Source organism: Bacteroides sp. GM023 (assembly GCF_014750685.1).
In the GTDB taxonomy this organism is placed as follows: domain Bacteria; phylum Bacteroidota; class Bacteroidia; order Bacteroidales; family Bacteroidaceae; genus Bacteroides.
The window spans coordinates 378,837-390,668 of the sequence record NZ_JAAXGE010000003.1 but is presented as its reverse complement, the minus strand read 5'-3'; the positions used below and the strand labels follow the sequence as shown (position 1 = coordinate 390,668).

The 11,832-nt window shown below is 43.1% G+C and carries 9 protein-coding genes; 3 read left to right on the top strand and 6 right to left on the bottom strand.

The features are described from left to right. Positions 1-47: 47 nt before the first annotated feature. The 3 genes from HC965_RS08175 to HC965_RS08165 form a co-directional block, all read right to left on the bottom strand. On the bottom strand, positions 48-1,205 hold the full coding sequence (locus tag HC965_RS08175) for an MFS transporter (RefSeq protein ID WP_191031032.1): 1,158 nt from the start codon (positions 1,203-1,205) through the stop codon (positions 48-50). A gap of 9 nt (positions 1,206-1,214) precedes the next feature. Then, positions 1,215-2,036 carry a 3-methyl-2-oxobutanoate hydroxymethyltransferase gene (gene panB / locus HC965_RS08170; protein WP_191031031.1) on the bottom strand — a complete coding sequence of 274 codons (822 nt, stop codon included), beginning with the start codon at positions 2,034-2,036 and terminating at the stop codon, positions 1,215-1,217. 201 nt (positions 2,037-2,237) lie between these two features. After that, positions 2,238-2,885, bottom strand: coding sequence for an HAD family phosphatase (locus HC965_RS08165; RefSeq protein ID WP_191031030.1), 648 nt, complete (start codon positions 2,883-2,885; stop codon positions 2,238-2,240). 170 nt (positions 2,886-3,055) lie between these two features. Between HC965_RS08165 and HC965_RS08160 the strand changes: the two genes are divergently transcribed. Next, positions 3,056-4,423, top strand: coding sequence for an MATE family efflux transporter (locus tag HC965_RS08160; protein ID WP_191031029.1), 1,368 nt, complete (start codon positions 3,056-3,058; stop codon positions 4,421-4,423). A 58-nt stretch (positions 4,424-4,481) separates the two neighbouring features. Here HC965_RS08160 and HC965_RS08155 read toward each other — a convergent pair whose 3' ends face one another. Genes HC965_RS08155 through HC965_RS08145 form a run of 3 tightly spaced genes read right to left on the bottom strand, consistent with a single transcriptional unit; the run spans position 4,482 to position 9,788 of the window. Then, positions 4,482-6,797, bottom strand: coding sequence for an ABC transporter permease (locus HC965_RS08155; protein WP_191031028.1), 2,316 nt, complete (start codon positions 6,795-6,797; stop codon positions 4,482-4,484). A 15-nt stretch (positions 6,798-6,812) separates the two neighbouring features. Beyond that, positions 6,813-7,487, bottom strand: a complete 675-nt coding sequence (locus HC965_RS08150) for an ABC transporter ATP-binding protein (protein WP_044654743.1) — start codon at positions 7,485-7,487, stop codon at positions 6,813-6,815. Between the two features lie 24 nt (positions 7,488-7,511). Next, complete coding sequence (locus HC965_RS08145) at positions 7,512-9,788, bottom strand: FtsX-like permease family protein (RefSeq protein ID WP_191031027.1); 2,277 nt, start codon at positions 9,786-9,788, stop codon at positions 7,512-7,514. A gap of 404 nt (positions 9,789-10,192) precedes the next feature. Between HC965_RS08145 and HC965_RS08140 the strand changes: the two genes are divergently transcribed. Then, a complete protein-coding gene (locus HC965_RS08140; RefSeq protein WP_191031026.1) occupies positions 10,193-10,996 on the top strand; it encodes a metallophosphoesterase in 804 nt (267 codons plus the stop codon). Then, positions 10,977-11,780: a hypothetical protein gene (locus tag HC965_RS08135; RefSeq protein ID WP_191031025.1), complete on the top strand. Its 804-nt coding sequence runs from the start codon at positions 10,977-10,979 to the stop codon at positions 11,778-11,780. The genes HC965_RS08140 and HC965_RS08135 overlap by 20 nt, the downstream gene beginning before the upstream one ends. The last annotated feature ends 52 nt before the right edge of the window (positions 11,781-11,832 follow it).

Here is an 11,832-nt window from a genome sequence, read left to right as displayed (position 1 = left end):
AGCGTCACTATATCATGCGGATAGTAACGCCATCTTTCAGGAAGGATTTATCTTACTTTCTTACGCTTATAATAAGGGTATGTCACGATAACGAAGAATACCAGGGCTATCGAAGCTACCATCTGTCCGACATGAAGCATCTTGTCAGTATCCATATCCATGTAGCACGTAGCGGCGATTCCTAAAGAGATACCGATTTCACTTGCCAGGAGATGGGTGGTGTTTGCCGTTCCACGTTGGCAGTGATGGGACAGTTTCACAAACATGACCAGAAATTCCGGCATGATAAGTCCCAGTCCAAGTCCCAGGAGTATGGAAGGGGCCACTACGGATGCAGTGACATTCAACAGGGACATAGCGAGCATTTCCAGTCCGATTCCTATAATGACCATTCTGAGCGTTTTCTCTTTCATAAAGAACAGGCGAGCTAGGAACAGGGATACGAGGTATCCTACTCCCACTCCTGCAAAGAAAGGTACGGGGATTCCCGTAGTTCCGAGCACAGAGTCGTTAAGGAAAGGATGAACGAGCGGAATCAATAGTCCCGGCACGAACGTAATCAGAATCATATTGATGGCAGGAACCCAACTCCGCAACAGCAAGAAGCGGTCGAAGGAATAGAGCTTGGTGACAATCGGCGCGCGGAAAGGCACATAGACACCGGACACTACCAGGATTCCCGCTGCTCCGGTGATAACGGAGACGGACAGCAGATTTTGGAAGGAGTAACTCTGATAGAGCCATACTCCGAGGATGATACCGAGTATCATTCCCAGGCGTGCCACCCATGAGAAACTGACATTCCCCGCACTGCGCAGTGTGGAGTTGGTGATGTCGATTGCCAGGGTGATGCCTGCTGTGGTGGCTATGCCGAATGCTAATCCCTGTACGGTGCTCAACAGGATAAGTTCCGTGATGTTGGTCACAAAAGCATAACCTACCGTTGCCGCTACCAGGAGGGCAAAAGAGAATACACACACACTCTTACGTTTGTATGCATCTACGAGGTAGGCATGGAAAGGGCCGATAAGGAACATTCCCAGCGTGAAAAAGAGAAAGATTACTCCTGTCTGTGCGACCGGCACTCCGAGACGGTCGGCCATCTCAACGGAAAGTACCGGAAATAACACATACAAGGATATAAACAACAGCAAATTAGCTACACATATCCGCATAAAATGTACTGTCCACAATTTAACTGCCATATAATTGGTTTAATATTGTTCCTTCTCGTTAGGGAAGTAGCAATTCTTCACGTCGGATACGTAACGGCTGATGGCATCGGTCATCACCGTGTACAAATCGGCGTAACGACGTAAGAAACGGGGACGGAAGCCGTTGTTCATGCCAAGCATATCCTGGATAACCAGTACTTGACCGTCTACATGACCGCCTGCACCGATACCGATAATAGGTATAGTCAGTTCACTGGCTACGCGTTCGGCAAGGGTTGCCGGAATCTTTTCGAGCACGATAGCGAAACAGCCTGCTTCTTCGAGTAAATGAGCGTCGCTAATCAGTTTGTCCGCTTCGGCGTCGTCTTTGGCGCGTACAGTGTAAGTTCCGTATTTATTGATAGACTGTGGCATCAATCCCAAGTGTCCCATCACCGGAATACCTGCACTGACAATGCGTTTCACCGTGCCGATGATTTCTTCTCCGCCTTCCAGTTTCAAAGCGTCGGCGTGACTCTCTTTCATGATGCGGATAGCGGAAGCAAGTCCTTCCATTTCGTTGCCCTGATAGGAACCGAAAGGCATATCAACGACTACCATGGCACGTTTTACACCACGTACTACGGACTTAGCGTGATAAATCATTTGGTCGAGCGTGATGGGCAGCGTGGTTACGTTACCTGCCATTACATTGGAAGCGGAGTCGCCTACGAGGATAACATCCATTCCCGCGCCGTCTACAATCTGTGCCATCGTGTAGTCATAGGAAGTAAGCATAGAAATCTTTTCGCCTCTCTGTTTCATTTCAACCAAGCGATGAGTAGTCACCTTTCTTGTGTCATCTGATATATAACCAGCCATGTCTTTTAAGTTTTAATTATAAATTAATTATTATGTGTTTTGAGCTGTGTCGTTGAACACCAGCCAAAAAAATCGGGGCAAAGTTATAACATTTAATTCATAACAGAGAAGGAAATACAAAAAATTCCTCTCAACCGCTCGCTAGGGATAGCTGGCGGGCGGTTGGAGGATAGTATGGAGACGTTTAAGCGCGGAACGGGGTCAGCGGTGCAGCGTCAAGAGTTTATCACAGGTCATTTCGGTAAAGTCGTCCATGATGTAATGGGCTTTTCCGGTGATGGCTTCGCGGGAGTTGGTGGTGGCGAGTCCGATAACGGTTGCGCCTGAAGTCATTCCGGCTTGCAGGCCGTGGAAGGAGTCTTCAAAGACGTATGTGCTGTCGGGGGTGGATTCGAATATTTCCATTCCCAATAGGAAACAGTCGGGAGCGGGTTTGGAACGGGCAAACATCTCTCCGGTGAGAATACGGTCTACCATTCCTTTAAATTCGGGATGGGCGTTGTAGACGTTCTGCATCTTTTCCTCGTTGGAGCTGGTGACTACGGCTATCTTTACGTCGTGGCGGCGCAGGTCGGCGATAAAGGCTTCTACACCGGGGATGTATTCGTAGGACATTTGTTTCTCGAAGACGTTGAGCTTGGCTGTGATTTCCTGCTGTGCTTCGGGGAGAGTCGAGAAGTATTTCTCGTAGATTTGCGCCAAGGTTTGTCCTTTGATTCGGCGTCCGAAATCTTCTTCGTTCAGATATTTCAGTCCTTGTTCGTTCCAGAAAACGGTGTACTGTGTCTCTGTATCCATAATGACACCGTCGAAGTCGAACAGTGCCGCAATTGTCTTTGTTGTATTCATATCAAACTTTCTTATTACCTAAAACGTTAAACCTTGTGTATCGTCGGGCGCAAAGTTCCGAATAATCATCGAATCAGACAAATTATTCGTACCTTTGCAAAGCTAAAAAAAACGTAACATACGTTTTTATCCAACAATTCTACTGGTTTATCCAACAAATCGACTGACGCATGAGCAAGAACGACCCACATATCTTAGGAAAAGAGAGTATCGGCAAACTGCTGTTACAATATTCCATTCCTGCTATTATAGGAATGACGATTACTTCTATCTATAATATTATTGATAGTATTTTTATCGGGCATGGGGTCGGTCCGATGGCTATTGCAGGATTGGCTATCAGTTTTCCGCTGATGAATCTTGTGGTGGCTTTCTGTACGTTGGTGTCAGCGGGCGGTTCTACGCTTGCTTCCATCCGCCTGGGGCAAAAGGATATGAAGGGGGCTACGGAGATTCTGTCGCATACGCTGATGCTCTGTATCACAAATTCTTTCTTCTTCGGGATATTGTCTTTTATCTTTTTGGATGATATATTGACTTTCTTCGGGGCAAGTCCTGATACGTTGCCTTATGCACGTAGTTTTATGCAGGTTATTTTATTGGGGACTCCTATTACTTATACGATGATAGGATTGAACAACGTGATGCGTGCTACCGGCTATCCGAAGAAGGCGATGCTTACTTCGATGGTGACGGTGGTAGCTAATATCATCCTCGCTCCTATCTTTATCTTCCACTTCGGATGGGGAATGCGCGGAGCTGCTACGGCAACGGTCATCTCGCAGTTGATTGGTATGGTGTGGGTAGTGAGCCATTTTATGAAGAAAGACAGCACGGTGCATTTCGAAGGGAAGGTATGGAAGATGAAGCGGAGAATCGTGGAGAGTATTTTCGCCATCGGTATGTCGCCGTTTCTTATGAATGTTTGCGCGTGTGCTATTGTCATTATTATCAATAACAGTTTGCAGGAATACGGGGGCGATATGGCTATCGGCGCATATGGTATCATCAACCGGTTGCTGACGCTTTATGTCATGATTGTATTGGGATTGACGATGGGTATGCAGCCGATTGTCGGTTATAACTTCGGGGCACAGAAGATAGACCGGGTGAAGCAGACGTTGAAACTGGGGATTATCTCGGGAGTGGTTATCACGAGCAGCGGTTTCCTGATTTGTGAGCTTTTCCCGCATGCGGTGTCCGCGCTCTTTACGGATAATGATGAACTAATCGGACTTGCCGTAGAAGGGCTGCGCTTGACGGTGTTGATGTTCCCATTCGTAGGGGCACAGATTGTTATCGGTAACTTCTTCCAAAGTATCGGTAAGGCGAAAATCAGTATTTTCCTTTCGCTGACAAGGCAGTTACTTTATTTGTTGCCTTGCCTGTTGCTTTTCCCTAATTGGTGGGGATTAGGATTAAAAGGGATTTGGATTAGTATGCCGGTATCGGATGCATTGGCGTTTATTACGGCGGTTGTCAGTCTGATGATTTATATTAAGAAGGTGTCGAAACAACATACAATAGAGGCTGTCTAATAAGACAGCCTTTCTCTATTTCTTCTCCTTTTTCTTTTCTTATTTCTATTATTTGTTTTTATTCCGCCTTGATACTGTTCACTGGGTTTTCATTAGCTATATTCCAAGCTCTCAATACAACACAGACCACAATCAACAAAAGAACAAGGAATGCTGTGCCTACGAAAAGCAGTGGATTCATATCTATTTGTTCGGCAAACTGTTCGAGCCAGGCTTTTCCTACAAAGTAGGCAGTAACTATACCAATCAGTATGGAAGATGCGGCGACATACAGGATGTCACGTATCAACAGGCGCAAGACATGAGAAGCCTCAGCTCCATTCACTTTTCGGATGGCTATCTCTTTGCTTCGACGCTGGGTTTCATCATTCACATAGCCAATCAGTCCCATTATTACAATCAGCAGAATGAAACTGGAGGTAATCCAAACAGAATTACGGAAACGGTATACATCTTTATACATACTCTCTATCATACTGTCCATAGAAATGAAGCGCAAAGCCACATTGGGGAAGGTGCTTTCGGCATATTCGTTCAAGCGTTTCAGATTCTCTTTATAGGGTTCTTTCAGACGGACATCAAATGCGTGATTGGCATTCTCGTCTCCTATCAGGACAATAGGTGCCTGATTGGCATAGAAACTATAATTGCGTACATCACGGAAGACGCCGACAATGGTTCCCGAAATATTATTCACCTTCTTGCCTACTGCTCCATCCGTCCATTTCATCAAGCGAACCAGTTCTTCATTCACCAGTAAATCATTTTGTTTCTTAAGGGTAGTTCCTTCGATAATTTTCATTCCCATTACTTCGGGATAGTTATAACTACAATTATTGAAGTTGAGTACAGAGATTCGTTTTCCATCGTTACTCATCAGTCCACATGTCCAATACTGACCGAGTACGCTGTTTGTGGCAACTCCTACTCCTTCCACCATAGGTTGGCGGCGTAGTTCGTCCGTGACGTGTATCACGGTTTCCTTAGGCAGCCAGGTTTCAGCTTGAACAAGTCCCGGTATATTGATTCCCATATCGCGGTTCATTAGATGATTGTATTGCAATAGGGTGACTAATAATAGCCCGAGGACAAAGGAGACACCGGAGAACTGTATAAATAGCAGAGAACGTTTCCAACCCGTTTTGCCATCCGTGTAACGGCGGAATACTTGTGTGACAGGTATGCGTGAGAATAATCGTCCCGGCATGCCGCCTGCCAAAAGGAACAGTATAACAATGGTGAGTGACGGTATCCACAGTGTTCCCCAAGTGAACAGAGACGATAGACGGACGGAAAGCAGGTCTTCAATAATACCGCGTGTGTTGATTATCAGTAGAAAGCTGACAAGTACGGATAAGATGACCAAAAGTCCGGTTTCCGCCATAAACATTCCAAAGATATTAGCAGAACTGGCTCCATTGCATTTGTGCACTCCTACGCTTTTGGCTCGACGGCTCAGGTTGGCGATGGAGATTAACATATAGTTCATAATAGCCACGAAGAAAATGGCGAAACCCAGGAAACCATAAATGAACAGGCGTTTCTGTACTTCGGAAGATTCCAAATGATATTTCACCAAAGGAATGATACTATAATCTTCTTTCCAGTCGTCTATTTGTGAAGAGGTGTATTTCTCGATTACCCGCTGGATTTTACTATTTACCTTATCAATGTCCGAAGCATGGTGCAGGCGAAGAAAAGCATAAAAGACATCATTACCATTCCAACCGGCTCCAGCATAGTATCCCCCGTCACGATGGATGGAAACAACAAAGTCATGAGTCAACATCGTATTCTCCGGTACGTCCTTATAGACGCCGCGGATGGTAAAGTCATTCTGTTTATCTGCCGAAAGGATTTTTCCTACCGGTTCTTCATCTCCGAAGATTTTACGGGCAAAGCTCTCTGAAACAAAAACACAGCCCGGCATAATCATGTCCTTCGGATTGCCTTTCAATACCGGGATGCCGAAAGTCTGAAAGAAACAGGTATCGGCATATATATAATGAGTGTCTTGTATTAGTTTGTTTTCGTAGTACATCTTATATTGTCCACCGGAAAGAACGCAACTGGCGGACTCAATCTCTTCCGGCATATCTTGTGCCAGGGTAGCTGCTACCGGGTCAGAAACCGTATAGTCGTAGTTAGAACCATCATCTCCCATCGTTTCACCGGAAGTAAGATTGGTTATCTGACCACGCACAATCGCCAGGCGTTCCGATTCAGGATAGCATTGTTCGTAATTTAGTTCAAAAGCAATTTGAGAGAAGAGCAGAATACCAATGGTCAGCCCCAGTGAAAGAGAGATGATTCTTATGATATTCGAGCTGCGCTCACGTAGTAATGTGCGTATACTATAGTAGATTTGTCTCATACTGTTTCGTATTTTTTATGCTGTTACACTTGCTACAATACTACCATCGAACAAATGTATTGTGCGGTGTGCAAAGCTGGCGTCGTGTTGTGAGTGTGTCACCATGATGATGGTGGTTCCTTCTTTATTCAGTTCTGTCAGAAGATTCATTACTTCCGCGCCGTTCTTTGAGTCGAGGTTACCTGTCGGCTCATCGGCAAGAATCAGTTTCGGGTTGGTCACTACGGCACGGGCAATGGCTACACGTTGTTGCTGACCACCGGAAAGTTGTTGGGGGAAGTGCTTGGCGCGGTGGCTGATATTCATTCTTTTCAGAATGTCTTCTACCATGCGGCGGCGTTCGGAAGATTTAATGCCCAAGTAGGTCAAAGGAAGTTCCACGTTTTCGTAGACGTTCAGTTCGTCTATCAGGTTGAAACTTTGGAATACGAAGCCTAATTTGCCTTTGCGCACATGGGTACGTTCCTTCTCTTTCAGTCCGGCTACTTCTTCGCCTACCAGTCGGTAAGAGCCTTCGGTGGGATTGTCCAGTAGTCCGAGGATATTCAGCAAGGTGGATTTACCACAGCCGGAAGGGCCCATAATGGCTACAAACTCTCCTTCTTTTACGTCAAGGCTTACGTGATTCAAAGCTACTGTCTCCACTTCGGAAGTACGGAATACTTTACTAATGTTGTTTATTTCAATCATAATCTTTTTATTTTATGTTTTTAATTATTCGCTTTTAATACTGTTTACAGGGTTTTCATTCGCTATGTGCCAGGATTTTAGTATAACACAAAGAAGTATAACTAATAAGGCAAACACAGCAACTCCGGCAAACAACCAAACACTTAGCTGAATGGTCTCACTAAATTGTTGCAACCACTTCACTCCTACCAGCCAAGCCAGTACTGTACCGAAAAAAGCGGCCGGAATAGCTGTCCATAATATATTTGCCGAAAATAGCCTTAGAATATCAAACGTATCGGCACCATTTACCTTTCGGATAGCTATCTCCTTTCTACAGAAACGAATTTCGTCTTCAACATACCCCAGTAGTCCCATCAAAGCAATGAGAAAAATAGAAATGGATGCCAAAAGCACAGCATTTCGGAAACGGGTAACATCCGCATACTGACTATCCAGTTTTTTAGTCAATGAATAAAATACGACATCATTGGTAGGAAAAGCCTCTGACATCAATTCATTTAGTCTTTGCAAATTATCGTCAAAGGGTTCTTTTAAACGTAGATAATGAAATGAAGGAGTAGAATTACTACCTTTCAACAACACAGGAGACTGTGGATAATAAATACTTTGAACCGAAAAATCTTTCATAACTCCAACCACTGTCACTCTTCTACCCCATATAAATAATTGTTTACCAATAGGGTCGTCTGTCCACCGGGCTTGACGAACAAATTCTTCATTCACCAGAACTTCTTCACCGGATGTAATATTCTTGCCACGCACTATTTGTATTCCCATCATAGGTATGAAATCAGAACCTATACTTTCTATCCGACCTATGATAGTATGTCCTTCTTCTACCTTAAACGAGTCGCCACTCCAACCTTTCCAAATAGGCTGTGTTCCTGCTCCATAAGCTTCCACCATAGGCAAGTTTGAAAAAAAACTTTTTGCATTTTGCTGCTTATCTCCTATTTTATACCAACACATAACAACTCTTTCGGGATTATAACCCAAGTCTTTATTCATCGCCATACGATACTGGCTAAATACAACTGCCAAAAAGCCTAGAATAAAAATCATTCCTGTAAACTGAATGAAAAGCAATGGACGTTTCCAAGATGTTTTGCGCTCAGCATAACGGTGAAAAACCTGCGTCACAGGAACAGATGCAAATACTCCTGCGGGAATAGCTCCTGCCAGTACATACATCACCAACAAGACAACTAACGGCACCCAAAGTGTCTGCCAAGCAAACAGAGAACTTAAATGCACGCCTGCCACTTCTTCTACAAACTCCCGAAATTGAAACATAAGCAACACAGTGAGTAATACAGAAAAGAATAAAATAATAGCCGTTTCTGTCAAAAACATCCAAAAAATGCCATTATCTGTGGCACCACAACATTTGTGTACTCCAATAGATTTAGCCCGACGAGCCAATGAGGAGACAGCTATAAGCACATAATCAAAGGCTGCTATCAACAAAATAGAAATACCCAAGACGGACATAATAAGTATCATAATCCGTACCGTCGGATTTTGCGTATGAAAATCTTGTAATGGAAGAAAAGAGAAAATATATGTTTTTCCTTTCGTTGTAGAATCAGGCATATATTTTTTAAGCATATCAGTTAATCGTGCCTCTACTGTCTTGACATCTTTACTAGGATTGCGAAAACGGATAATTGAAATATAACTTGCATCATATCCCCAACCTGCACGATTATCATTCCACAACTTATTCATTGGAGCTATTACATCAAAATCAATATCAGTATTTTCTCCCATATCCTCAAAGACACCTTGTATAGTCATAGGAGTTTCTCTATTAATAGATAACACTTTTCCTCTTATTTCTTCCAAAGTACTGTCTTCCTTGATTTTTTCTGCTAATGAACGGGAGATGAACAAAGCATCCGGACGATTCAATTCTTTTACCGAGCCAACTAATATTCTCAATCCCAATGTAGAGAATAAATGCTCATCAGCATATATCATAGCTTCAGTCAAACGAACATCTCCATTATAGAATACATTGACGCCCATATCTCTCAGAATGGTAGCTTCTTCCACTTCCGCTGGAAAGTTCTCTTGTATGGCAGCAGAAAGAGGACCATAAACGTTGGAACTATTATTCATATGCGTGACATACAGTTGCTCCGGTTCATGGCAAAAGTTGTAGTAGTTCAACTGAAAGGCAACACACGCAAACAGCAGAACACCGACAAATATTCCCAACGTTAACGAAATGATTTTGATAATGTTCGTCTTCCACTCGTTAGTCAATGTTTTTATGCTATAGTAGAATTGTCTCATATTGGTTTATATGAAGAATTTAACATAGCCGACTCTACTTATATTGTTTACTTCAATCATATTCTTTTTATTTTATGCTTTTAATTATTCGCTTTTAAGACTGTTAACACGGGTGAACAATAGAATACTATAAAGTTATTCAATGTTTTTCTGTTTTTTCTTTATTTATTAATGCAGAAAGCGTGCCAAAAAAAAATAGCAGCTCATTATCAACCGTTTACCTTTTAGAGTCTTGCAAATACTGTCTAATAATTAGACAGCATCGTCTAATTATTAGACAACAGCGAACTGTTCAATTTCACACATTTATTGTTCAATCAGTCCACATTTGCATTTTAGCCGTTGTCCATCCAAATAGAAAACTCTATCTTTGCACAAAGTTTTCTAAACTATAATATTTAATTATGATGAGAAAGAATTTATATGTACTCTTGTCGTGTCTGTTCCTCTCCGGATGTGGTATGATAGATTATCATCCGTACGATGTCCGCATCAGTGGCGAAACTAATGTCAATGCACACAATATCGAAAAGATAGAAGCGAATTGCAAAGGGAAGACTACACTGCGCTTCGTAACCATGGGCGATTCACAACGTTGGTATGACGAAACGGAAGATTTCGTGAAAGCGATTAATAAACGGAATGATATTGATTTCGTCATTCATGGCGGGGATATGAGTGACTTCGGAGTGACGAAAGAGTTTCTTTGGCAACGTGATATCATGAACGGGCTAAACGTACCTTATGTGGCTATTATCGGAAACCATGACTGTTTGGGTACGGGAGCGGAAACATACAAAGCGGTGTTCGGGGCTACGAATTTCTCTTTTATTGCAGGGAATGTGAAGTTTGTTTGCCTGAATACCAATGCGCTGGAATATGATTATTCGGAGCCTGTTCCCGATTTCACCTTTATGGAGCAGGAGATGACGAGCAGAAGCGATGAGTTTGAAAAGACAGTGATTAGTATGCATGCGCGTCCTTATACGGATGTATTCAATGATAACGTGGCAAAAGTATTCCATCGTTATGTCACTCAATATCCGGGAATACAATTCTGCACGGCTGCACATACCCACCATTATCAGGATGATGTAATATTTGATGATGGAATACATTATATCACCAGTGACTGCATGGATTATCGCAGTTACCTGGTATTTACCATAACTCCGGAAAAATACGAATATGAACTGGTTAAATACTAAATATATCTTACGGGCAGGAGTGCTGTCGGTACTCCTCTCCTTCCCCTTACTGGTTTCGGCCACTTGCGAGACGGATACTCTCATTAATACATTTAAAATGGAATCACTCCATTTTGTTATTAAGGAAGATTCGATTATTGCTTTTCATGCTGGGGATTCGGTCTTTACCATTATCAAGGCGGATTCAGTATTGCCTGCCACGCCCAAGCCCGTCAAGCATACCCGTTATGATAAACGGGTGCATCGTTTGCGCAGAAACTGGGAACGAATTATCCCGACTCATTCCAAGATACAATATGCCGGAAATATGGGATTGCTTTCTTTCGGTACAGGCTGGGATTATGGTAAGCGGAATCAATGGGAAACAGATGTTTTGCTCGGATTTATCCCGAAGTATTCGTCAAAGAAGGCGAAGGCAACCTTGACGCTCAAGCAGAATTATATGCCCTGGAGCCTTAATATAGGGAAAGGCTTCTCTGCGGAGCCACTTGCTTGTGGTCTTTATGTGAATACAGTATTCGGAAATCAATTTTGGGTAAATGAACCTGAGCGATATCCGAAAGGTTACTATGGTTTTTCAAGTAAAGTGCGTTTCCATGTCTTTATGGGGCAACGGCTGACTTATGATATTGACCCGAAACACAGATTTCTGGCCAAATCGGTGACGTTCTTCTATGAAATAAGTACGTGCGACCTGTATCTGATTAGTGCTGTCAATAACAGTTATCTCCGTCCGCGTGATTATCTGAGCCTGTCCTTCGGATTGAAGTTCCAATGGCTGTAAATTTAATTTTGAAATCCAAATATTGAATTATCAACTACTTTTTTCGTAAGTT

What these genes read in the sequence shown, in the direction of transcription:
- HC965_RS08175 (WP_191031032.1), bottom strand. Translation starts at nt 1,205, where the DNA reads ATGGCAGTTAAATTGTGGACAGTACATTTTATGCGGATATGTGTAGCT.
- panB (WP_191031031.1), bottom strand. Translation starts at nt 2,036, where the DNA reads ATGGCTGGTTATATATCAGATGACACAAGAAAGGTGACTACTCATCGC.
- HC965_RS08165 (WP_191031030.1), bottom strand. Translation starts at nt 2,885, where the DNA reads ATGAATACAACAAAGACAATTGCGGCACTGTTCGACTTCGACGGTGTC.
- HC965_RS08160 (WP_191031029.1), top strand. Translation starts at nt 3,056, where the DNA reads ATGAGCAAGAACGACCCACATATCTTAGGAAAAGAGAGTATCGGCAAA.
- HC965_RS08155 (WP_191031028.1), bottom strand. Translation starts at nt 6,797, where the DNA reads ATGAGACAAATCTACTATAGTATACGCACATTACTACGTGAGCGCAGC.
- HC965_RS08150 (WP_044654743.1), bottom strand. Translation starts at nt 7,487, where the DNA reads ATGATTGAAATAAACAACATTAGTAAAGTATTCCGTACTTCCGAAGTG.
- HC965_RS08145 (WP_191031027.1), bottom strand. Translation starts at nt 9,788, where the DNA reads ATGAGACAATTCTACTATAGCATAAAAACATTGACTAACGAGTGGAAG.
- HC965_RS08140 (WP_191031026.1), top strand. Translation starts at nt 10,193, where the DNA reads ATGATGAGAAAGAATTTATATGTACTCTTGTCGTGTCTGTTCCTCTCC.
- HC965_RS08135 (WP_191031025.1), top strand. Translation starts at nt 10,977, where the DNA reads ATGAACTGGTTAAATACTAAATATATCTTACGGGCAGGAGTGCTGTCG.